The sequence below is a fragment of the Streptomyces sp. MJM8645 genome, from assembly GCF_001625365.1.
GTDB lineage: Bacteria > Actinomycetota > Actinomycetes > Streptomycetales > Streptomycetaceae > Kitasatospora.
The window spans coordinates 2,639,017-2,661,544 of the sequence record NZ_LJJF01000001.1 but is presented as its reverse complement, the minus strand read 5'-3'; the positions used below and the strand labels follow the sequence as shown (position 1 = coordinate 2,661,544).

22 protein-coding genes are annotated in these 22,528 nt (G+C 72.5%); 20 read left to right on the top strand and 2 right to left on the bottom strand.

Annotation, left to right across the window (positions count from 1 at the left end; all coding sequences use genetic code 11):
- Window positions 1-145 precede the first annotated feature (145 nt).
- The gene (ftsH, locus tag A6F73_RS11325) at window positions 146-2,089 is read left to right on the top strand and encodes an ATP-dependent zinc metalloprotease FtsH (RefSeq protein WP_063347680.1); all 1,944 of its coding nucleotides are present in this window, start codon (window positions 146-148) and stop codon (window positions 2,087-2,089) included.
- A 182-nt stretch (window positions 2,090-2,271) separates the two neighbouring features.
- Here ftsH and A6F73_RS11320 read toward each other — a convergent pair whose 3' ends face one another.
- On the bottom strand, window positions 2,272-3,096 hold the full coding sequence (locus tag A6F73_RS11320) for a class I SAM-dependent methyltransferase (RefSeq protein ID WP_079135602.1): 825 nt from the start codon (window positions 3,094-3,096) through the stop codon (window positions 2,272-2,274).
- A gap of 274 nt (window positions 3,097-3,370) precedes the next feature.
- On the opposite strand from A6F73_RS11320, the gene proS reads away from it, so the two are divergent.
- The 18 genes from proS to A6F73_RS11230 all read left to right on the top strand — a co-directional run bounded on the left by proS (window position 3,371) and on the right by A6F73_RS11230 (window position 20,283).
- Entirely contained in the window at window positions 3,371-4,783 is a 1,413-nt protein-coding gene (gene proS, locus A6F73_RS11315) for a proline--tRNA ligase (RefSeq protein ID WP_063347678.1), read from the top strand.
- A gap of 398 nt (window positions 4,784-5,181) precedes the next feature.
- A complete protein-coding gene (locus A6F73_RS11310; protein ID WP_063347677.1) occupies window positions 5,182-5,760 on the top strand; it encodes a hypothetical protein in 579 nt (192 codons plus the stop codon).
- A gap of 638 nt (window positions 5,761-6,398) precedes the next feature.
- A complete protein-coding gene (rpsP, locus tag A6F73_RS11305) occupies window positions 6,399-6,827 on the top strand; it encodes a 30S ribosomal protein S16 (protein WP_063347676.1) in 429 nt (142 codons plus the stop codon).
- A gap of 2 nt (window positions 6,828-6,829) precedes the next feature.
- Window positions 6,830-7,069 (top strand): RNA-binding protein, encoded by a 240-nt coding sequence (locus tag A6F73_RS11300; RefSeq protein ID WP_063347675.1) that lies wholly within the window; start codon window positions 6,830-6,832, stop codon window positions 7,067-7,069.
- Between the two features lie 130 nt (window positions 7,070-7,199).
- A complete protein-coding gene (gene rimM / locus A6F73_RS11295) occupies window positions 7,200-7,841 on the top strand; it encodes a ribosome maturation factor RimM (protein WP_079135601.1) in 642 nt (213 codons plus the stop codon).
- A gap of 35 nt (window positions 7,842-7,876) precedes the next feature.
- Window positions 7,877-8,695 carry a tRNA (guanosine(37)-N1)-methyltransferase TrmD gene (gene trmD / locus A6F73_RS11290; protein ID WP_063351119.1) on the top strand — a complete coding sequence of 273 codons (819 nt, stop codon included), beginning with the start codon at window positions 7,877-7,879 and terminating at the stop codon, window positions 8,693-8,695.
- 154 nt (window positions 8,696-8,849) lie between these two features.
- Window positions 8,850-9,200, top strand: a complete 351-nt coding sequence (gene rplS / locus A6F73_RS11285; protein ID WP_063347674.1) for a 50S ribosomal protein L19 — start codon at window positions 8,850-8,852, stop codon at window positions 9,198-9,200.
- Window positions 9,201-9,550: 350 nt separating this feature from the next.
- On the top strand, window positions 9,551-10,204 hold the full coding sequence (gene lepB, locus A6F73_RS11280; RefSeq protein ID WP_279634895.1) for a signal peptidase I: 654 nt from the start codon (window positions 9,551-9,553) through the stop codon (window positions 10,202-10,204).
- 184 nt (window positions 10,205-10,388) lie between these two features.
- Window positions 10,389-11,243 carry a signal peptidase I gene (gene lepB / locus A6F73_RS11275; protein ID WP_063347672.1) on the top strand — a complete coding sequence of 285 codons (855 nt, stop codon included), beginning with the start codon at window positions 10,389-10,391 and terminating at the stop codon, window positions 11,241-11,243.
- 240 nt (window positions 11,244-11,483) lie between these two features.
- The gene (lepB, locus tag A6F73_RS11270; protein WP_208869071.1) at window positions 11,484-12,500 is read left to right on the top strand and encodes a signal peptidase I; all 1,017 of its coding nucleotides are present in this window, start codon (window positions 11,484-11,486) and stop codon (window positions 12,498-12,500) included.
- Window positions 12,501-12,645: 145 nt separating this feature from the next.
- Complete coding sequence (gene lepB, locus A6F73_RS11265; RefSeq protein ID WP_063347670.1) at window positions 12,646-13,401, top strand: signal peptidase I; 756 nt, start codon at window positions 12,646-12,648, stop codon at window positions 13,399-13,401.
- A gap of 112 nt (window positions 13,402-13,513) precedes the next feature.
- On the top strand, window positions 13,514-13,987 hold the full coding sequence (locus tag A6F73_RS11260; protein ID WP_063347669.1) for an NUDIX domain-containing protein: 474 nt from the start codon (window positions 13,514-13,516) through the stop codon (window positions 13,985-13,987).
- Window positions 13,988-14,042: 55 nt separating this feature from the next.
- Window positions 14,043-14,369: a DUF2469 domain-containing protein gene (locus A6F73_RS11255; RefSeq protein WP_030056781.1), complete on the top strand. Its 327-nt coding sequence runs from the start codon at window positions 14,043-14,045 to the stop codon at window positions 14,367-14,369.
- 252 nt (window positions 14,370-14,621) lie between these two features.
- Entirely contained in the window at window positions 14,622-15,104 is a 483-nt protein-coding gene (locus tag A6F73_RS11250) for a YraN family protein (RefSeq protein WP_063351118.1), read from the top strand.
- Window position 15,105: 1 nt separating this feature from the next.
- Entirely contained in the window at window positions 15,106-16,935 is a 1,830-nt protein-coding gene (locus A6F73_RS11245) for a YifB family Mg chelatase-like AAA ATPase (RefSeq protein WP_079135599.1), read from the top strand.
- A gap of 5 nt (window positions 16,936-16,940) precedes the next feature.
- Entirely contained in the window at window positions 16,941-18,110 is a 1,170-nt protein-coding gene (gene dprA, locus A6F73_RS11240; RefSeq protein WP_244293617.1) for a DNA-processing protein DprA, read from the top strand.
- Window positions 18,111-18,461: 351 nt separating this feature from the next.
- Window positions 18,462-19,412, top strand: coding sequence for an RNA polymerase sigma factor WhiG (gene whiG / locus A6F73_RS11235; RefSeq protein ID WP_244293358.1), 951 nt, complete (start codon window positions 18,462-18,464; stop codon window positions 19,410-19,412).
- A gap of 286 nt (window positions 19,413-19,698) precedes the next feature.
- Window positions 19,699-20,283 carry a helix-turn-helix domain-containing protein gene (locus A6F73_RS11230; protein ID WP_063351115.1) on the top strand — a complete coding sequence of 195 codons (585 nt, stop codon included), beginning with the start codon at window positions 19,699-19,701 and terminating at the stop codon, window positions 20,281-20,283.
- Window positions 20,284-20,323: 40 nt separating this feature from the next.
- Here A6F73_RS11230 and A6F73_RS43030 read toward each other — a convergent pair whose 3' ends face one another.
- Complete coding sequence (locus A6F73_RS43030; protein ID WP_244293357.1) at window positions 20,324-20,671, bottom strand: M23 family metallopeptidase; 348 nt, start codon at window positions 20,669-20,671, stop codon at window positions 20,324-20,326.
- 909 nt (window positions 20,672-21,580) lie between these two features.
- On the opposite strand from A6F73_RS43030, the gene rpsB reads away from it, so the two are divergent.
- Entirely contained in the window at window positions 21,581-22,483 is a 903-nt protein-coding gene (gene rpsB, locus A6F73_RS11220; RefSeq protein ID WP_063347668.1) for a 30S ribosomal protein S2, read from the top strand.
- Window positions 22,484-22,528: the final 45 nt, after the last annotated feature.

Genomic DNA, 22,528 nt, shown 5'->3' with positions numbered 1-22,528 from the left:
GAGTCACGGGTGGGGATCCGGGATCAGGCACTGACGGGGCGGCGGGGATCAGGCACTGACGGGGCCCCGTCGCGGCTGGTCAGGGGCGTGCTCGGCGCGGCGTTTCGGGTGGCTCGCCCGAGCCCGCGTCCGTATCGTCCGATGGGTGACCGAACCCGTGCCGCCGCGCCAGACCCCCGACCAGCCCTGGCGGTCCGAGGGCGCCCCGCCCCCGCCGCCGCCCCGCCGCCGGATGCCCGGCGGCTGGATGGGACTCGCCCTCACCGCGCTCGTGGTGTTCCTGATCTCCGACCTGCTGCTGTCCTACTTCGGCAACGCCGGCGCCACCACGATCTCCTACACCGAGTTCAACAACCAGCTGAACAAGGGCAACATCACCAAGATCTACTCCAAGGGCGACGCGATCGAGGGCACCCTCAAGAGCGCCCAGCCCAAGCCGGACGGCGGCAAGGGCGACTACACCGACTTCGCCACCCAGCGGCCGTCCTTCGCCAACGACAACCTGTGGACCACGCTGCAGCAGCAGGGCGTCGAGGTCACCGCCACCTCCCCGGTGGTCCAGCAGCGCAGCTTCCTCGCCAACCTGCTGATCTCGCTGGCCCCCATGGTCCTGCTGATCCTGATCTGGGTGCTGCTCGCCCGCCGGATGGCCGGCGGGCTGGGCGCCGGCGCGCTTGGCCGCAAGGCCCCGCCCAAGCCGGTCACCGCCGACCAGGGCAAGCGCACCACCTTCGCCGACGTGGCCGGCATCGACGAGGTCGAGGCCGAACTCACCGAGGTGGTCGACTTCCTGAAGAACCCGCAGCAGTACCGCAGGCTCGGCGCCAAGATGCCGCGCGGCGTGCTGCTGAGCGGCCCGCCCGGGACGGGCAAGACCCTGCTCGCCCGGGCCGTCGCCGGCGAGGCGGACGTGCCGTTCTTCTCCGCCTCCGCCTCCGAGTTCATCGAGATGATCGTCGGCGTCGGCGCCAGCCGGGTCCGTGAACTGTTCGCCGAGGCCCGCAAGGTCGCCCCGGCGATCATCTTCATCGACGAGATCGACACCATCGGCCGCCAGCGCGGCGCGGGCGGCGGCATGAGCGGGCACGACGAGCGCGAGCAGACGCTCAACCAGATCCTCACCGAGATGGACGGCTTCACCGGCTCCGAGGGCGTCATCGTGATCGCCGCGACCAACCGCGCGGACGTGCTCGACCCGGCGCTGCTGCGCCCCGGCCGGTTCGACCGGCGGATCACCGTCAGCCCGCCCGACCGGGACGGCCGCGCCGCCATCCTGCGCATCCACACCCGGACCGTCCCGCTGGCCGGCGACGCCGACCTCACCCGGCTGGCCAAGGTCACCCCCGGGATGACCGGCGCCGAACTCGCCAACCTGGTCAACGAGGCCGCCCTGCTGGCCGTCAAGCGCAAGCAGGACGCGGTGAACGAGCGGGACCTCTCGGACGCCCTGGAGAAGGTCCAGCTCGGCGCCGTCCGGCCGCTGGTGATGCCGCAGGAGGAGCGCGAGCGCACGGCCTACCACGAGAGCGGGCACGCGCTGCTGGGCATGCTGCAGCCCGGCGCCGACCCCGTCCGCAAGATCACCATCGTGCCGCGCGGCCGGGCGCTCGGCGTCACCCTGTCCACCCCGGAGAACGACCGCTACTCGTACACCGAGCCCTACCTGCGCGGCCGGATCATCGGCGCGCTCGGCGGGATGGCGGCCGAGCAGGTGGTCTACGGGGTGATCACCACCGGAGCGGAGAGCGACCTGGAGCAGGTCACCAACATCGCCCGCGGGATGGCCGGCCGGTGGGGGATGAGCGAGCGGGTCGGCCGGTTGACCGCGGTGCCCGCCGACCCGCAGGGCGCCTACGGGCTCTCCGCCGCGCCGACCACCCTCGACGCGGTGGACGAGGAGGCCCGGCGGATCGTCGCCGAGTGCTACGAGCACGCGGTACAGCTGCTGACCGAGGAGCGGGCCCGGCTGGACGCGCTGGCGGCGGCGCTGCTGGAGGCGGAGACGCTGGACGAGGAGCAGGCGTACCGGGCGGCCGGGGTGCCGCGGAAGGGTTCCGGGTCCGACGGGAAGTCGCTCGACCAGGCGTGAAACGGCGGGCCGGGGGCGCTCGCCGTGCGGGCGGGCGCCCCCGGTTTCGTCGCTGTCGGATCTGTTGTCGCCCGGGCCCGTCCGATTGCTGCCGGGGGGTCTCGTTCCCGGTGCCGCCGGGGGCTCCTTCGGGCGTCGCCGTGGGCCCCGTTCCCCGCGCCGTCGGGGCCGGTCGGCCGCCGCTACCGGGGCCGTTCGGCGACCAGGTAGCGGAAGACGTTCTCCATCCGGACCGAGCCGTCCGCGCGCAGGTACGGCTGCAGCGCCTCCTCCAACTCCTTGGCGACCAGCGACGCGCCGGAGAACTCCTCGGCCGCCTCGAAAAGACCGGTGGAGAGCAGGCCGCGCACCGCGCTGTCCAGGTCCGCGTAGGCGAACGGGCAGCTCACCCGCCCGCTGCCGGCCGGGCGCAGGCCGGCCGGGGCGAGCAGGTCCTCCAGCGTGCCGGGCGTGCTCAGCTCGAACGGGTCGCGCGCGGTGGTCCGGCCCGCCCGCCGCCGCGCCACGTCCAGCACCGGGGCGCTCTGGCAGCGCTCCGGAGGGCCCCAGGCGGCCAGCACCACGTGCCCGCCCGGGAGGGTCAGCCGGGCGGCCTCGACGACCACCGGACCCGGCTCGGCGCAACCGGGCAACTGCTCGAAGACCGTCACCAGCGAATGGGCCGAGCGGGGGACGGCCGCGGTCGGCCGGGCCCCCGCGCACACCCGCAGCCGGCGGCCGCGGGCCAGCTCGCGCAGCTCGTCCCGCGGCTCCTGGCCGGTGACCTGGGCACCGCGCCCGGCGGCGAGCAGCAGCGCCAGCCCGGACCGGCAGCCCAGGCCCAGCACGCTGGTCGCCGGGCCGACCTCCAGCCGGTCGTGGACCGCCTCGTAGAGCGGCACCAGCATGCGCTCCTGGATCTCCGCCCAGTCGCGCGCCCGCGCGGGCCGCGCCGCCCCGGGCTGCGGGTGGTGCGGTCGTGCGCCTGTCGGTCGTACGGTCGTGCCGGTCGTCCGAGCTGAAGCCATCGCGGCCTCCCATCCGGTCCTTCGGTGTGCTGCTACGGCTCCCCCAAAGTCCCGCCCCACTCCAGCGAACAGCGGGTCGGGCCCGGCGTCCAGAGGGGTGCAGGGTGGTGCGCGCGTGTCGCGGTCGTGCGCCCCCTGCGGTCGGCGGGTGCCGCCGTCTGCTGCCGGCGGGTGCGCGGTCGTCCGTCCGGCGGGTGCGGTGGTCGTCCGTCCGGCGGCCGCCGGCGTGTTATCGATTCGAAGTCAGGGGGCCGCGCCCCGTACCATTCGGGCCATGGCTAAGGCACCCGTTCTCACCCCTCAGGCGGAAGACTTCCCGCGCTGGTACCAGGACCTCATCAACAAGGCCGAGCTGGCCGACAACGGTCCGGTGCGCGGCACCATGGTCATCCGACCGTACGGCTACGGCCTGTGGGAGCGGATGCAGCAGGAGATGGACGCGCGGATCAAGAAGGCCGGCGCGCAGAACGCCTACTTCCCGATGTTCATCCCGCAGTCCTACCTGACCAGGGAGGCCGAGCACGTCGAGGGCTTCGCCCCCGAGCTCGCGGTGGTCACCCACGGCGGCGGCAAGCAGCTCGACGAGCCGGTCGTCGTCCGGCCCACCTCCGAGACGATCATCAACGAGTACTTCTCGAAGTGGGTGCAGAGCCACCGCGACCTGCCCCTGCTGATCAACCAGTGGGCCAACGTGGTCCGTTGGGAGCTGCGCCCGCGCGTCTTCCTGCGCACCACCGAGTTCCTCTGGCAGGAGGGCCACACCGCCCACGCCACCTACGAGGACGCCCGCGCGTACGCGTCGATGATCCACACCCAGGTCTACGGCGACTTCATGACGAACGTGCTCGGCATCGACGTCGTGCTCGGCCGCAAGACCGCCAAGGAGCGGTTCGCCGGCGCCATCAACACCCTCACCCTGGAGGGCATGATGGGCGACGGCAAGGCGCTGCAGATGGGCACCAGCCACGAGCTGGGCCAGAACTTCGCCAAGGCGTTCAACACGACCTACCAGCTCCAGGGCGCCGAGCGCGAGCACGTCTGGCAGACCTCCTGGGGCGTCTCGACCCGCATGGTCGGCGGCCTGATCATGTCCCACGGCGACGACAACGGCCTGCGGGTGCCCCCGCGACTGGCCGCCGTCCAGGCCGTCGTGCTCGCCATCAAGGGCGACGACGCGGTCATCGCCAAGGTGCGCGAGATCGGCGCCACGCTGGAGGCCGCCGGTGTCCGGGTGGTCGTCGACGACCGCACCGACACCCCGTTCGGCCGCCGCGCGGTGGACTGGGAGCTCAAGGGCGTGCCGCTGCGCATCGAGGTCGGCCCGCGCGACCTCGAGAACGGCACCGCGATGCTGGCCCGCCGGATCCCCGGCGGCAAGGAGCCCGTCTCCATCGACTCCCTGGCCGCGCTGGTCCCGGGCATCCTGGAGGAGGACCAAGCGCTGCTGCTGCGCCAGTCCCGCGAGCGCCGCGAGGCCCGTACCGTCGACGTCAAGACCATCGAGGAGGCCGCCGAGGCCGCCGCGACCGGCTGGGGCCGGATCTCCTGGGCCGACCTCGGTCCGGAGGGCGAGGCCAAGCTCGCCGAGCAGGGCGTTTCGGTGCGCTGCATTGTCGCGGCCGACGGCTCGGTGCCGCTGGCGGACGACCAGGACGGCAATATCGCGATCGTCGCCCGCGCGTACTGATGCCTGTTACCAGCAGGTAATGACCGTTGGCGGCGACATTTGCCCGGAATGCGGATGAGTAAGAATCCGGTAACTGTCCGAGAGGCGCCCCGACCGCGGACATCCCTACTGGCCGGTCAACTGCCGGTATTAACGCAATAGCGGTACGGTGTACGGCCCGTGGCCCTGTCAACTCGACGGGCCCACGGGCCGTACGTCCAGGGGGCGACAGCCCGCCCCCGGGCGGAATTCACGAGGCCCGCCGAGCTGCGGCGGGCCGAAACCGGCAGGGGGTTGGTCTTGCATCAGATCCGGAACGCGCAATTCGCGCGCGACCATGCATTCCTGGGAGTTCCCTGGGAATTCCCGAAGAACGAGAACATGCGGAACATCGGCTCGCACTCCATCGTTGGTCTAGCGTGAGCACGACACAGCCCCTCGTCCTCGCGGCCGAACTGGCCGCCGCCTGGAGTGACATCCAGGCCCACCACCAGGACCTCCCCGACCTGGCCTCGCCCGAGGCCCTGATCGGCGAATCCTCCTCGGCCTGTGGCACCCGGCTCGGTTTCGAGCGGCTCCTCCACGAGGCTGCCCACGGTCTGGCCGCGGCCCGGGACATCCGGGACACCTCGCGAGCCGGCCGCTACCACAACCGGCGCTTCCTGCTGCTCGCCTCCGAGCTCGGCCTGGCGCACCCGGTCGAACCGCACGCGAGCAGCGGCTTCTCCCAGGTGACCATGCTCAAGGAGACCCAGGAGCGCTACGCGGAGACCATCGAGCGACTGGACCGCGCCCTCGGCGCGCACCAGGAGGCGGTGGCCGGCGACGGTACGACGCGGGCCTTCCGCGGCCCGGCCGCCCGGCACGGTTCCTCCGGGGGCGGCGTCCGGGTCAAGGCGGTGTGCGGCTGCGGACGGAACGTCCGGGTCGTGCCGTCGGTGCTCGCCCAGGCGTCCATCGTCTGCGGCGCGTGCCAGCAGCCGTTCAAGATCTCGTGACCGATCGGTCCACCGGGACACCGGAGGACCGGGCGGTCGTCGGATCGGACGACCGGCGCGTCGGATGACCGGGGTGGCGGAAGACCGTCCTGCCGGGCGACCGGTGCGGCGGAGGACTGCTGGACCGGGAGATCGCTGAACCGGAAGACCGTTGGGCCGGGAGATCGGTTGGACCCGGAGATCGGTCAGGCCGGGAGATCGGTTGGACCGAGAGATCGGCTAGGCCAGAACACCAGAAGACGGGGAAGGCCGGCGGACGGCTGTGCGGGCAGCGGATCCGGCCGGAACGAGCGGTACATCGGTGAGTTCGTGGGCGGACCGGGAGCGAGGGCTCCCGGTCGCGCCTTGTGAACGGGCCTGCGGAGGCAGTCGGGGGGCGGCCTCCGGAGGGTCTCGCGCGGCCCGCGGACAGCCGGGCGTGCGACGCCGGGTACGGCTGAGAAGCGGCCGGGATGCGTCCTGCGGATGGCCGAGCGAAGGCGGTTCGCGCCGGTATGGCAGAATGGACAGCTGAGTACTCGGCAGCCGAGCAGGACCCCTCTCTCCTACGGCTGGCGTGTCCCTTGAACGGCCCACGGCGCAACCCCACGCGACGGCGCGGCCGCTCACCCACGTCAACACCAGGAGAATCCACTCCCGTGGCAGTCAAGATCAAGCTCAAGCGTCTCGGCAAGATTCGCTCCCCGCACTACCGCATCGTCGTCGCCGACTCGCGCACCAAGCGTGACGGCCGCGCGATCGAGGAGATCGGCATCTACCAGCCGACCTACAACCCCTCGAAGATCGAGGTCGACACCGACCGCGCCCAGTACTGGCTGTCCGTCGGCGCCCAGCCGACCGAGCCGGTGCTCGCCATCCTCAAGCTGACCGGCGACTGGCAGAAGTTCAAGGGCCTCCCGGCCCCGGCGCCGCTGCTGGTTGCCGAGCCCAAGGTCGAGGACTTCTCGCACCTGTTCGCGAAGGCCGTCGCCGGCTTCGAGGACGCCACCACCGGTGTTGCCATCACCCCGAAGGCCAAGAAGTCGGACAAGGTCGAGGCTGAGGCCGACGCCGCCGCCGAGGCCTGAGCGTGATCGAGGACGCCCTCGACCACTTGGTGAAGGGCATCGTCGAGCACCCCGACGACGTGCAGGTGCGCTCGCGCAACCTGCGTCGGGGCAACACCATCGAGGTGCGAGTGCACCCCGATGACCTCGGCAAGGTGATCGGCCGGGGTGGCCGTACGGCGCGCGCACTGCGCACCGTCGTCGGCGCCCTCGGCGGTCACAACGTCCGGGTCGACCTGGTCGACGTGGACAACATTCGCTGACACAGCTGCTCGTTCAGCCGTCAGGGCTTGTGAGGCCGACCGGGACGCATGTCGTCCCGGTCGGCCTTTTCGCGTTTCTCGCGCTTTCCGCATTCCGTCCCGCTCTAGGAACTCCAGGAGAACGATCACCGTGCAGCTCGTCGTCGGCAAGATCGGCCGCGCCCACGGCATCAGGGGGGACGTCAGCGTCGAGGTCCGCACCGACGAGCCGGAGCTCCGGCTCGGCCCCGGTGCCGTCCTGTTCACCGACCCCGCGTCGGTGGGACCGCTGACCATCGAGTCCGGCAAGGTGCACAGCGGCCGGCTGCTGCTGCGCTTCGCCGGCGTCAAGGACCGCAACGCGGCGGAGGCGCTGCGGGGCACGCTGCTCATCTCCGAGGTCGACCCGGAGGAGAGCCCCGAGGACCCGGAGGAGTACTACGACCACCAGCTGATCGGCCTGGACGTGGTGCTGCTCGACGGCACCCTCGTCGGCGAGCTGACCGAGGTCGTCCACCTGCCGTACCAGGACCTGCTCACGGTGGAGAAGGCCGACGGGACGGAGGTGCTGGTGCCCTTCGTCCGCCAGATCGTGCCGACCATCGACCTGGAGAACCAGCGCGCCGTGATCACCCCGCCGGTAGGCCTGATCGAACCCGAACAGGCCGAGGTCGCCCGTGGCGCTTCCGCCGAGGGCGAGGACGCCGAGGACACCGAGAGCGCTGAGGGCGCCGAGGTTGTCGACGGCGCCGAGGGCGCGGCCGGTGCCAAGGGCGCGGAGGGGTCGAAGTGACGGTGGAGGAGGGCGTCGCGCAGGTCCAGAACGGGATGCGGATCGACGTCGTCTCGATCTTCCCCGAGTACCTGGAACCGCTGAACATCTCGCTGGTCGGCAAGGCCCGCTCCCGCGGCCAGCTGGACGTGCACGTCCACGACCTGCGCGAGTGGACCCACGACGTGCACCGGACGGTGGACGACAGCCCGTACGGCGGCGGCCCCGGCATGGTGATGAAGCCCGAGCCGTGGGGCGAGGCGCTGGACGCAGTGGTCGCCGGCGGGCCCGAGGGCCAGCTGCCGACGCTCGTCGTGCCCACCCCCAGCGGGCGGCCGTTCACGCAGGAACTCGCCCAGGAGCTGGCGAGCCGCCCCTGGCTGGCGTTCACCCCCGCCCGGTACGAGGGCATCGACCGGCGGGTCATCGAGGAGGCGGCCACCCGGATGCCGGTGGTCGAGGCCTCGATCGGCGACTACGTGCTGGCCGGCGGCGAGGTCGCCGTGCTGGTGATGGTCGAGGCGATCGCCCGGCTGCTGCCCGGGGTGCTCGGCAACGCCGAGTCCCACCGGGACGACTCCTTCGCGCCCGGCGCGATGGCCGACCTGCTGGAGGGCCCGGTCTACACCAAGCCCGCCGAGTGGCGCGGCCGGACCGTGCCGGACGTGCTGCTCAGCGGAAACCACGGCCGGATCGCCCGCTGGCGGCGGGAACAGGCCTTCGCCCGGACCCTGGCGAACCGCACCGACCTGGTCGAGCGCTGGCGCTACGGCGCCTTCGACAAGAAGGACCGGGAGGCGCTCAGCATCCTCGGCCTGGCCTGGGACGAGGAGCTCGGCCGATTTCGGTCCGTGGCCGTTGGTGTGGAAGAATAGGCCGCTGTTGTCTGTCGCTGGGCCCCCTTCGTAGGGGCCACGTGGACCGGCGCCCTCGCCACGGGGGGATCGCCGTCAGCCGATGCGGCCCGCAGCAAACCCCATTGTGACGAACTTCCGTGGGCGGCCCGTGGCGCCTGCGATGGAGAGCAACATGAGCAACAAGCTCGCTGCTGTCGACGCGGCCTCGCTGCGTAGCGACATTCCGGCCTTCCGCGCCGGTGACACCCTGAAGGTCCACGTCCGGGTCATCGAGGGCAACCGCTCCCGTGTCCAGGTCTTCCAGGGCGTCGTCATCCGCCGCCACGGCGCCGGCGTCGGTGAGACCTTCACCGTTCGCAAGGTCAGCTTCAACGTCGGCGTGGAGCGCACCTTCCCGGTGCACACCCCGGTCGTCGAGAAGATCGAGGTCGTGACCCGCGGTGCGGTTCGCCGCGCCAAGCTGTACTACCTGCGTGACCTCCGCGGCAAGGCCGCGAAGATCAAGGAGAAGCGCGACCGCTGATCCACCGTCCCCCGGCTTCGCCGGGGGATCGGATCGCTCCGAGGGGCCGGGCCACCGCACGGTAAGCTCAGCCCCCGATGAGCACGCACGAACCACCCGCGGACCGCGACGGCAGTCCCGCACCCACCGGTGCGGACTCGCTGTCGCGGTCCGCGGTCGTTTCCGGGGTCGTCCCGGGGCCCGGCGGGGAGGGATCCGGCCCCGGTGGGGATCCGCGGGCGGACGCCGGGGGTGCGCCGGAGGGCGAGGTCGCGTCCGAGGACGAGAGCGCACCAGAGAGTGAGAACGCACGGGGGGATGAGAGCGCACCGGGGGATGAGGAGCCGGGCCACTCGCGCTCGCGGGACCTGTTGCTGCTCGTGGGGATCTGCCTGCTGGCCCTGCTGCTGGTGAACGCCTTCGTCGCGCGCCCGTTCTCGGTGCCGTCCGGATCGATGGAGGAGACCCTGCGTCCGGGCGACCGGCTGATCGCGAACCAGCTCGCCTACGCCTTCGGCGGCCACCCCCAGCGGGGCGACGTCGTGGTCTTCGACGGGACGGGCTCCTTCCTTCCGGAGTCGGGCGGGCCGACCGGCTTCCGGGACGGGCTGAGCTCGCTCGGCCGGGACCTCGGGCTGGCCCCGGCCGGGAACACGGTCTACGTCAAACGGGTGATCGGCGTCGGCGGGGACCGGGTGACCAGCACCGGCCCGGGCAGGTCGATCACCGTCAACGGGGTGCCGATCGACGAGTCCTCCTACCTGGCCCCGGGGGACCAGCCATCGAGCGTGGCCTTCGACGTGGTGGTGCCGACCGGCAAGCTCTGGGTGATGGGGGACCACCGCAGCGCCTCCCGTGACTCGCGCGACCACCTCGGCGAGCCTGGCGGCGGCTTCGTGCCCGAGAGCAGGGTGATCGGCCGGGCGGACTGGGTGGTCTACCCGTTCTCGCGCTTGACCGGCCTGGACCGGCCCGCGGCCTTCGCCGCGACTGCGGGAACGGGCGGTCATGGGGAGCAGGGGTAGCAGAGGCAGGGACCGGCTGGCGGAAAGCCCGGCTCCGGAGCCGGACGCCGGCGGACCTGGCGGCGCCGGATCAGCAGGTGCCGGACCCGCGGATGCCGGATCGGCGAGTGCCGGATCCGTGAGTGCCGGATCTGACGGTGCCGGGCCAGGAGGCGCCTCCCCCGGGGGTGCGGGCCCGGCCGCGGTGCTGCCCGTCCGGGGCCGGGCCGATCGCCGCCGCAGCGCCCGACGCGCGGCCCGGCGGCGCAAGCGGTCGCTGCTGCGGGAGTTCCCGCTGATCATCGTGGTGGCGCTGCTGGTCGCGCTGGTGATGAAGACCTTCCTGCTCCAGGTGTTCGTGATCCCCTCCGGCTCGATGGAGCAGACCATCCAGGTGGGGGACCGGGTGCTGGTGGACAAGCTGACCCCCTGGTTCGGCAGCGAGCCGCAGCGCGGCGACGTGGTGGTGTTCAAGGATCCGGGCGGCTGGCTGGAGAGCGACCACAAGCCGTCCGACGACGGTCCGGTGCTGGGGGCGGCCAAGCAGGTCCTCACCTTCGTCGGGCTGCTGCCGTCGGACAGCGAGCAGGACTTGATCAAACGGGTCATCGGCGTCGGCGGGGACACCGTGGAGTGCTGCGACGCGCAGGGGCGGTTGAGCGTCAACGGCACGCCGGTGGACGAGCCGTACCTCGCGCCCGCCAACCCGCCGTCCCGGCAGCCCTTCAAGGTGCAGGTGCCGCAGGGTCGGCTCTGGGTCATGGGCGACCACCGGGACGTGTCCGCCGACTCCCGCTTCCACATGGGGAACCCGGGGCAGGGGACCATCCCGCTGAGCGGTGTGGTCGGCCGGGCCTTCATGAACGCCTGGCCGCTGGACCGCCTCCATCAACTTGACGTGCCGAGTTCACTCTCCTCGTTGGCGCGGGCTCCGCAGGCGCGCGGAACTGCGCCGGAATCCGTGGGCGTTGGGCCGGTTCCGATGGAACCTCCGCTCGTTATGGGTGTGTTGGGCATCTTTCCGGCCGTCGTTCGCCGGTCAGGGCGGCCGCCCGAGTGAGCCGGGCCGGGCGTCTCGCGGCCGGGCCGCGCGCGTGGGACCGCGAGCCGGATGCCTTGGAGTGATAGAGAAGTGCAGGTGCGGCCGGGAGGTCCTGGTCGTGCGTCGAGGCTGTGCTGGTGTCAGGGGAGCCCGCGATGGGCAGTCCCGAAGCGTCCATGGTCGTGGTGAGCGTGGTGCCCGCTGTGCGGCACTGTGAGCGCGGGCGCTCGGGCGTCCGCACAGCAGGGAGGAGACGTTGTGGGGGATGTGGTGATCGGCGCCCGCTCAGGTGCCGGCGAGCCCGAGGGCTCTGGCGGTCGAGCGGCCCGGTCCGCTGAGTCCGGTGCGTCCTCGGCCTCGGTCGAGGACGCGGCGGCCCAGACCGCCGACGAGCATGGCGACGGGACGGAGGGCCCCACCGGGGGCTCTTCGGAGTCCCACCGGCCCGACGCAGAGTCGGCGGACCAGTCGGAGTCGCAGGCCCCCGGCAAGCAGCGCAAGCAGCGTTCCTTCTGGAAGGAACTGCCGATCCTGGTCGGCATCGCGCTGGTCCTGGCGCTAGTGATCAAGACCTTCTTCGTCCAGGCCTTCTCCATTCCGTCGGAGTCGATGCAGAACACGTTGCAGGTCGGTGATCGTGTCCTGGTGGACAAGCTGACCCCCTGGTTCGGCGCGGAGCCCGAGCGGGGTGAGGTCGTGGTGTTCCACGACCCGGGCGGCTGGCTGAACGACGAGCCGACCCCGCAGAGCAGCAACTCCTTCGTCCGGGGCGTCCAGGACGTGCTCAGCTTCGTCGGTCTGATGCCGTCGGCCAACGAGAAGGACCTGATTAAGCGGGTCATCGCGGTCGGCGGGGACACCGTCGAGTGCCAGGGCACCGGGCCGGTGAAGGTCAACGGCGTCGCGCTCAACGAGCCGTACGTCTACCAGGGCAACACCCCCTGCGGTGACCACCCGTTCGACCCGGTGAAGGTGCCCAACGGCCGGATCTGGGTGATGGGCGACCACCGTGCCGACTCGCTGGACTCCCGCTTCCACATGGACCAGCCGGGTGGCGGCACCGTTCCGGTGGGCAACGTGATCGGGCGGGCCTTCGTCGTGGCCTGGCCGGTCGGTCACTGGTCGACGCTCTCGGTGCCGAACACCTTCGACCAGAAGGGCCTGGCGGCGGCCGCGCCTCTGGCGCCTCCCGTGGCTGGCGCGGTGGGTGCGGTCGCGCTGCTTCCGCTGGTGCGTCGGGTGCGGGAGCGGAGGGACGGCCGGAAGGACTCCTGAGCTCCACCGGGTTCTCCTCAGCCCTTGCGCGGGCCGTGGTACCGACGAGTAATCTGCTCGGACGTGCCACGGCCCGTCGGCTTTTCTGCCGGTGCCCCCGGCGTGCCATTGGTGTTCTCCGGTCGGCCAGAGGTGGACGGTTTCGATGAGCGGTGTCGTTGAGCAGGCGGCCGACCACCCGGCTTCGCCCGCCCGTTCGGGCCGCCGGCCCGCGGCGGTGCTGCAGGGCGTCGCGCTCGCGCTCGGGCTGGTGCTGATGATCGGCGGATTCGCCTTGATCGCGATCGACTACCGGCCGTACAGCATCCCGACCGCCTCGATGTCCCCCACGCTTCGGATCGGGGACACCGTGCTCGCCCGGAAGATCGGCGGCGGGGCCGTCGGCCGGGGGGACGTGGTGGTCTTCCGGGACCAGGACTGGGGTGGGGAGCTCATGGTCAAGCGCGTGGTCGCGGTCGGCGGGGACACCGTCGCGGCCACCGGCGACGACCACCGGCTGACGGTCGACGGACAGGTGGTGGAGGAGCCGTACCTCGCGGCGCAGGGCCCGCAAGGCTCCTCGTTCAGCGTCACGGTGCCGCCGGGGCGGCTGTTCCTGCTCGGCGACAACCGGCTGGGCTCGCTCGACTCCCGCACCCACCTGGAGGTCGACGGCGGGACCGTCCCGGCCGGCGCGGTGGAGGCCAGGGTCGAGGCCACCCTGATGCCGTTCGGCAGGACGGGGGACCTCGGCCGGACCGCGGCCTTCGACGGGCTTCCCGGACCGAAGGCCGGTGCGCCCGGGCCGCTGCAACCGGCCGCCTTCGCGACCGTTGCGGGCGCGGCGCTGATCCTCGTGACTTCGGCGGTGGGCGGGGTGGCGGGCCTGGCCCGCCGGCTCAGCCGGGGGCGCAGCTCCTGATCGCGGTCGTCGCGGCCCGGGCCGCTCTGCCGAACATCGCCCCGGACGGCGGCGCCGGGTGGCAGGATCGGTAGCGCCACCGACGCGAACGGAAGGAGCGTGGAGCGCTGCCATGACGGCACAACGGCGCAGGGCGGCGCGGATCCTGCTGCTGGACGGGCAGGACCGCATCCTTCTTTTCCTGGGCTCCGACCCGGCGACGCCGGGGGAGGCGTGGTGGTTCACGCCCGGCGGCGGCTTGGAGCCCGGGGAGGACGTGCGGGAGGCCGCCGCGCGGGAACTCGCGGAGGAGACCGGCCTGCGGGGTGTGGACCTGGGGCCCTTGGTGGCGTACGGCACGGTGTCGTTCTCCTTTCAGGGACGGCGTTACGAGCAGGATCAGTGGTTCCATCTGGCCCGGACCACGGAGACGGGTCTCGACCACTCGGGGATGGGCGAGGAGGAACACGCCCAACTGCTCGCGGCGCGCTGGTGGACGGTCGAGGAGCTGAGGGGGACCGCCGACACGGTCTACCCGGTCGGATTGGCGGACTTCCTGGAGCGACTGCTGGCCGAGGGCCCGCCGGTCGCCCCGGTACGGCTCTGAGCGTGGGTGCGGTGGTCCACAATGGGTGGACGTGACAAGTTGAGGGGACGCCTGGATGAGTGCCGAAGATCTCGAGAAGTACGAGACCGAGATGGAGCTCAAGCTCTACCGGGAGTACCGGGACGTCGTCGGCCTGTTCAAGTACGTGATCGAGACCGAGCGACGGTTCTACCTCACCAATGACTACGAGTTGCAGGTGCACTCGGTGCAGGGCGAGGTCTTCTTCGAGGTGTCGATGGCGGATGCGTGGGTCTGGGACATGTACCGGCCGGCCCGGTTCGTCCGTAAGGTCCGGGTGCTGACCTTCAAGGACGTGAACATCGAGGAACTCGCGAAGAGCGATCTGGAGCTGCCCTCGGACGAGTCCGGCTTCGGGAACTGACGTTGGACCGCTCGGACCCGCGTTGTCCAGCGGAATTTCGCGCGATCGGGGCGTCTCACTCCTGCGGGTGACAAAAGTTATCCACAGGCCCGAGTTATCCACAGGGAAACGGAAATTCCCGGCCTCGCCGTGCGCGACGGTGCAACCTCCACGGCGGAGGTGGTCACCGTGCAGAACACGATCACGCAGGACCAGGCCGTACCGGGTGCGGCCGTACTGGACCAGGCCGCAGCGGCCACAGCGGCCGGAGCCGTGCGGGACGGCACGAGGGACGGCACCGGGCCGGGCCCGGGTCGCAGTACCGGCGGTCGCAGTACCAACAACGGGCTCGGCCGCTACGGCGAGCGGGTCGCCGCCCGCCGTCTCACGGAGGCCGGGCTCCGCATCCTGGACCGCAACTGGCGCTGTGTCGAGGGCGAGTTGGACATCGTCGCCCTCGACGGCGACACCGTGGCGGTCTGCGAGGTGAAGACCCGCTCCGAGCGGGGCTTCCAACAACCCAGCGAGGCCATCGGCCAGGCCAAGGCCGCCCGGTTGCAACGCCTGGCGGAGCGCTGGATGGCCGAGCGCTGGCCCGGCCACTTCGCACGGCTGGCCGGTCCCGGGTACGACCCCGGGCCCACGGACCCGCACTGGCCGCCCGCTCCGCCCGGGGGCGTGCGGATCGACCTGGTGGCCGTGGTCAACCGGGCCCGGGGTGCGGCCCTGGTCGACCACCTGCGGGGGGTGGTCTGAGATGGCCTTCGCCCGTACCTGTTCCGTCGCGCTGGTCGGCGTCGACGGAGTGATCGTCGAGGTCCAGGCCGATCTGGAGCCCGGGGTGGCCGCGTTCGCCCTGGTCGGCCTGCCCGACAAGGCGCTGTCCGAGGCCCGCGACCGGGTGCGCGCGGCCGTGGTCAACAGCGGTGAGGCCTGGCCGCAGCGCAAGCTGACCGTCGGGCTCAGCCCGGCCTCGGTGCCCAAGAGCGGCAGTGGCTTCGACCTCGCGGTGGCCTGCGCCGTCCTGGCCGCGGCCGAACGGCTCGACCCCTCCTCCATCGCCGAGCTGCTGATCATCGGCGAACTGGGTCTGGACGGCCGGGTGCGGCCGGTCCGCGGGGTGCTGCCGTCGGTGCTGGCCGCGGCCGACGCGGGATACCAGCGGGTCGTGGTCGCGGAGCAGACCGCGCCCGAGGCCTCGCTCGTCCCTGGCGTGACCGTGATCGGCGTCCGCAGCCTGCGGCAGCTGGTCGCCGTCCTGACCGGCGCGTCCGCGCCGGAGGAGCCGCCCGACCCGATCGCCGGCCGGCCGGATCCGCTGATGGCCGGCCTGATGCTGCCCAGCGCCGGCGTCCGAGGGCTGGTCGACGACAAGGCGGCGCGCCTCGATCTGGCCGACGTGGCCGGACAGTACGAGGCCCGGCGCGCCCTGGAGATCGCCGCTGCCGGCGGTCACCACCTGTACCTCAAGGGCCCACCGGGCGCGGGCAAGACGATGCTGGCGGAGCGGCTGCCCTCGCTGCTCCCGCCACTGACCCAGAAGGAGGCTCTGGAGGTCACCGCCGTGCACTCGGTGGCCGGGCTGCTCCCGGTCGGGCGCCCGCTCATCGACACGGCGCCGTACTGCGCCCCGCACCACTCCACGACGATGCCGGCGATCGTCGGCGGCGGCAGTGGCCTGCCGAGACCGGGGGCGGTCTCGCTGGCCCACCGGGGCGTGCTGTTCCTGGACGAGGCGCCGGAGTTTCCGGTCCGGGTGCTCGACTCGCTGCGCCAGCCGCTGGAGTCGGGCGAGGTGGTGATCGCCCGCTCGGCCGGCTCGCTCCGGCTTCCGGCCAGGTTCCTGCTCTGCCTGGCCGCCAACCCCTGCCCGTGCGGCCGCCATTCACGACGGGGTGAGGGGTGCGAGTGCAGCCCTGCGATGGTCAGCCGCTACCAGGGGCGGCTCTCCGGGCCGCTGCTGGACCGGGTCGACCTCCAGGTCCAGGTCGCCCCGGTGACGAGGATCGAACTCATGGAGCGGGACACCACGGCGGAGAACACCGAGACCGTCGCGGCCCGGGTGCTGGCCGCGCGGGAACGGGCAGCGGCCCGGCTGGCGACCACCCCGTGGCGGACCAACGCGGAAGTCCCGGGCCACGAGCTGCGGACCCGCTGGCAGCTCGCCCCCGGCGCACTGAACGATGTCGCCCGCCAGTTGGAGCGCGGGCTGCTGACCGCCCGGGGCCTGGACCGGGTGCTCCGGGTCGCCTGGACGGTCGCCGACCTCGCCGGTCGCGACCGGCCGGACCAGCGGGACGTCCGCACCGCACTGGTCCTGCGCACCGGCGTCGAGCAGGGGCTGCCGCTGGCCGAGCGGGTCTACGGCCGACTCGGTGGCATCCCGGCCCAGCGCGTCGGCCCGGTCGACGAGCCGCCCGAAGGGCAGAGCCGGTCGGGCCGGTTCGAGAAGCCCGATTGTCCCGACCCGGAGAGTCCTGGTCCGCCGGACCGCCCCGATGCCCTTGGCCGATCCACCCGGTCCGGCTCCGCCAAGCGGTCCGGGAAGCGCGACCAGCATCGGGCGGACGAGGGCGGTGAGGCATGAACCCGATGATGATGCACCTTCAGCCGCCCGGCCGGGCAGAGTCCGAGTCCGGTCCCGATCCGGAGCGCCTCGCCCGCGCCGTGCTCAGCCGGCTGAGCGAGCCCGGGGACGCGGTGGTCGGCCGGTGGCTCGGTCAGCTCTCCGCAGTCGACGCCGTCCGGGCGATCCGTGACGGGACGGTGCCCGCACACCCCGGGCTGGACGGGCCCCGGCTGGCCGGCTACCAGGCGAGACTCCCCGGTCTGGACCCGGCCGAGGACCTTGAACGGGTACGAGCCGTCGGTGGACGCTTCATCATTCCGGGGGACACGGAATGGCCCAGCCAACTGGACGATCTGGGCGACGGGCGCCCGATCGGGCTCTGGACGACCGGCACGGGTTCGCTGCGGCTGCTCGCGCTCCGCTCGGTGGCGATGGTCGGCTCCCGAGCCTGCACGGCCTACGGCGCCCACGTCGCGGGGGAGCTGTCGGCCCAACTGGCCGAGCGAGGTTGGGTCGTGGTGTCCGGAGCCGCCTACGGGATCGACGCGGCCGCCCACCGAGGGGCGCTCTCCGTCGGCGGGATGACGATCGCGGTGCTCGCCTGTGGGGTCGACGTGGCCTACCCGAAAGGGAACGCCGAACTGATCCGGCGGATCGGTGCCCAGGGACTGCTGGTCAGTGAACTCCCACCCGGGGAACACCCGAACCGCTTCCGCTTCGTGCTCCGCAACCGTGTCATCGCGGCGCTCACCCGGGGCACGGTGGTGGTCGAGGCGGCGATGCGCAGCGGCGCGCTGAGCACGGCCAGACGGGCGCGGGACCTCAACCGCCACACCATGGGCGTCGCCGGCCCGGTGACCTCGGAACTCTCGGCCGGGGTGCACGCCCTGATCCGCAGCGGCGGCGCCACGCTGGTCACCGACTCCGCCGAGATCGCCGAACTGATCGGGGCGATCGGGGACGACCTGGCGCCGCAGCGCAGCGGCCCGGTCCTGCCCCGGGATCTGCTGGAGCCGGCGGTGGCCCGGGTGCTGGAGGCCGTCCCGGCGACGGCGGAGGGCGCGCCGATCGAGCGGTTGGCCCGGCAGTCCGGACTCCCGCCGGACGAAGTGCTGCAGCGGCTCTACGAGTTGGGCTCGCTCGGTTACGTCGAGCGGCACGGCGCGCACTGGCGCCTGGTGCGGAGGAGGTGACGGTCGGAACGAAGCGCACATCCGTGTCGTGGGGAGGGGTCGTGGGGAGGGAGTGTCGGAATCGCCCGGTTGACCTGCTGATCCGGTTCGTCCGTTCGCGTGCCCGGATCCGGTGACGCGAACGCCACCGGATCGGGGGACGACCGAGTGGCGGTAGCGCATTGCAGCGAGTCGGTCACGCTACGCTCCACATGCCTTCCCTATCAGCACATGACTCGGCAGAACGGCGCAGACCAACGCATGCCCACACACATTCCCGGACACAGAGTGACCGGTGGCGCCCGGTCCTCGGGAGGGCCGCGGACCGAGCGGCGCCCCGTGACTGAGTTCCCGCCCAAGGCGACGGGGACAATGGGGGGCCTGTCGCGCCAGGGCGGCCGGCCGACGGCGGTGCCGGGCCAGCCCGCCGACGCGGTCGGCGCCGCCACCGGCGACGGCGCAGCCCGCCCGATCGCTGCCGGTGCCCTGCCGCCGGACGGCACCCCCCCGCCCGGCCCGGAGCAGGGACCGGGGCCGGGCGGTCCAGGCCCCGGAGCCCAGGGGCGCACCGCGCTCGAAGAGCTCTGGCGCTCCTACAAGGAGACCGGCGACCAGCGGCTGCGCGAGCAGCTGATCCTGCACTACTCGCCGCTCGTCAAGTACGTGGCGGGGCGGGTCGGGGTCGGCCTGCCCTCCAACGTCGAGCAGGCCGACTTCGTCTCCTCGGGGGTCTTCGGGCTGATCGATGCGATCGAGAAGTTCGACATCGACCGCGCCATCAAGTTCGAGACCTATGCGATCAGCCGGATCCGCGGCGCGATCATCGACGAACTGCGTGCCCTGGACTGGATCCCGCGCTCGGTGCGGCAGAAGGCGAAGGCCGTCGAGCGGACGTACGCGACGCTGGAGGCCCGGCTGCGCCGTACGCCGCACGAACCCGAGGTCGCGGCCGAGATGGGCATCGCGATCGAGGATCTGCACGCGATCTTCAGCCAGCTGTCCCTGGCCAACGTGGTGGCCCTGGACGAACTGCTGCACCCGGTGGGGGAGGGCGGCGACCGGCTGAGCCTGATGGACACCCTGGTGGACCACGGTGCCGACAACCCGGTCGAGGTGGCCGAGGACCGCGAGCTGCGCAGGCTGCTGGCCCAGGCGGTCAACACCCTCCCCGAGCGGGAGAAGACCGTGGTGACGCTCTACTACTACGAGGGCCTCACCCTCGCCGAGATCGGCCAGGTGCTGGGGGTGACGGAGAGCCGGGTGAGCCAGATCCACACCAAGTCCGTCCTCCAGCTGCGCGCCAAGCTGTCGGACATCCGGTAGCGCGGTCCGGGACCGTCCCGTCCCGGCCGACCTCCGGGTCGCGACCCCGGCCACGTTGCCGGTCCGCGCCTGCCCGGCCGCATCCTCGGGCCGCACCTGCCCGGCCGTACCTGCCCGGCTGTAACCCTGGGCCGTTACTCCGGGCCGGATCCCCGGGTTGCGCGCCCGCTCGCACGCCTCGCCGCACGCCTGCGCGCTCTCGCTCCCCGCTCAAATGCGCGGCGCCGTACCGGCCGCAGGTAGGGCTCCGTACAGTGGGAGCGTGCCGAAGATCCGAGCGGCCACGGTGGCCGAGCATCGCCAGCTGCAGCGTGCAGCCCTCCTTGACGCTGCCCGCACCCTGCTCACGGAGGGCGGCATGGAGGCGCTGACCTTCCCCGCGCTCGCTGCGCGCACCTCCCTGGCGCGCTCCTCGGTCTACGAGTACTTCCGCTCCCGGGCCGCCGTGGTCGAGGCGCTCTGCGAGGTGGACTTCCCGCTCTGGGCGGCCGAGATCGAGGCCGGGATGGAGAGCTGCGACAGCGCGGCCGACCGGATCGAGGCGTATGTCCGTGGCCAGCTGGCGTTGGCCGCAGACCCGCGCCACCGGGCGGTGGTGGCGATCTCCGCGCTCGAACTCGACGAGGCCGCGCGCGAGCGCATCCGGGCGGCGCACGGCAAGCTGGTCGGCCTGGTCGTCCGGGCCCTGGAGGATCTCGGTCACGCGCAGCCCCGGCTCGCTGCGGCGTTGCTCCAAGGGGTCGTGGAGGCGGCCGTGCGCCGGGCCGAGCAAGTGGCCGCGGGGGAGCGTGCCGGGTGCGCGGCCGAGCGTCCCGAACTGATCGCGGACGCCGCCGTGGCCATGGCCCTGCACGGCCTCGACCGGGCCTGAGCCGCCGTCCGGCCCGGTTCGTTCGGTTCATCTGAATTCATCAGGTGCGCCCGGCGCCGCCCAGCGGCAGCAGCCGCGCCGCTCCCGCGCCGAACAGGGCCAGCGGGTCGAGGTAGCGCCCGCCGCGCAGCAGCCCCCAGTGCAGGCAGTCCCGTGCTGGGCAGTGCCGTCCGTCGGGGGCGAGCCGCCCGATCACCTGTCCGGCGGGTACCTCGGTGCCGACCGGGGCGGTGCCTGCGACGGGCAGGTAGGTGGTCCGCAAGGGGGGTGACCCCGAGCCGGGGTGGGTGACGGTCACCACCGGGCGCCCCGCCACCAGCCCGGAGAACGTGACCACCCCGGCGGCAGCCGCCCGCACCTCCGCCCCGGGCGCGGCGGCGAGGTCCACTCCCCGGTGTCCGGCGGCCCATGGCGTGGCCGGTGGCTCGAACCGCCGGAGCACCCCGCCGGGCCCGCCCACCGGCCAGGCCCGCGCATCGCCCGAACCGGTCCGGCCGCTCTCGCCAGTACCTACTCCGCCCCCGCCAGTACCTCCGACACCCCCGCTGAGAGCGGCGCCCCGCCCCGCACCGCCCGAGACCAGCAGCACCAGCGCGGCCAGCACGGCGACCAGCCCCCGCAGCACACGAAACGAGCCCGGCCCCAACCGGCCCGGCCCCAATCGGTCAAGCCTCAACCGGTCCGGCCCCGAGCAGGCCGGACCGACGGCGGGCGGAGCCAGGCATTCGGCGCGAGCGGTCATGCCCCGAGGCTTGCTGCGCCGCCGCCCCGGCGCCACCCACTTCCGGACTCCTGTGGACAAACCGCCCTCGTGGCCTGATCCCGTCCCTCCAGCGGGTGTACGGATGCCGCCATCCGGTGTACAAGCACCGCAGCAGCAGCACTCCCAAGGCCCGGCCGCCCCGCCCCCGCCCAGCTCCCGCCAGCGCGGACCCGCCCGTCCAGGGCCTCCGCCAGTCGCGGAGTCGCCCGCTCCGCGGCGCTTCCCGTACACTTCACACGCGACCCGGTCCGCCGGGTCGACTTCGCACGCCCCGCCACCGGTGGACGGACGCGGCCCGGCCGCTGCCCCCGCCAGGTGCGAGTGCCGCTCGGTCCGCCGAGCCCGCCTGGTCCCCGGACCGTGCGGGTTCAAGCGGCTCGGCACGTTCGGGGCGTCAGGCGTGGCTGTCACCTGGCTGCCACGGACAAACCGAGCCTGACCCGGCCGGACGCACCGCGCGAGCGGGGAGCGCCACCGCGCGAACCCGCCGTCCGTTGCGCGACCGCCGGGCCGTAACACCTGAGGAGCACGGCTATGGCCGTCGTCACGATGCGGGAGCTGCTGGAGAGCGGCGTCCACTTCGGTCACCAGACCCGCCGTTGGAACCCGAAGATGAAGCGCTTCATCATCACGGAGCGCAACGGCATCTACATCATCGACCTCCTGCAGTCGCTGAACTACATCGACCGCGCCTTCGAGTTCATCAAGGAGACCGTTGCCCACGGCGGCAGCGTCCTCTTCGTCGGCACGAAGAAGCAGGCCCAGGAGGCCATCGCCGAGCAGGCCACCCGCGTGGGCATGCCCTACGTGAACCAGCGCTGGCTCGGCGGCATGCTGACCAACTTCTCGACCGTCTACAAGCGCCTGCAGCGCCTGAAGGAGCTCGGCGAGCTGGACTTCTCGGACGTGGCCGGTTCCGGCCTCACCAAGAAGGAGCTCCTGGTCCTCCAGCGCGAGCACGACAAGCTGGAGAAGACCCTCGGCGGTATCCGCGACATGCAGCGCGTTCCCAGCGCCGTGTGGATCGTGGACACCAAGAAGGAGCACATCGCGGTCGGCGAGGCCCGGAAGCTCAACATCCCGGTCGTCGCCATCCTCGACACCAACTGTGACCCCGACGAGGTCGACTACAAGATCCCGGGCAACGACGACGCGATCCGCTCCGTCACCCTGCTGACCCGCGTGATCGCCGACGCCGTGGCCGAGGGTCTGAAGTCCCGCGCCGGTGTCGCCAAGGGCGACGTCAAGGCCGAGCCGGGCGCCGACCAGCCGCTGGCCGACTGGGAGAAGGACCTCATCGAGGGCGAGAAGAAGGCCGAGGAGGCCCCCGCCGCCGCCGAGGCTCCGGCCGCTGAGGCCCCCGCCGCCGAGGCTGAGGCCGTCGAGGCCCCCGCCGCTGAGGCTGAGGCCACCGAGGCGCCGGCCGAGCAGGCCTGACGTACCAAGGGTGAGGGGCACCCGCCGGTACGACACCGGTAGGTG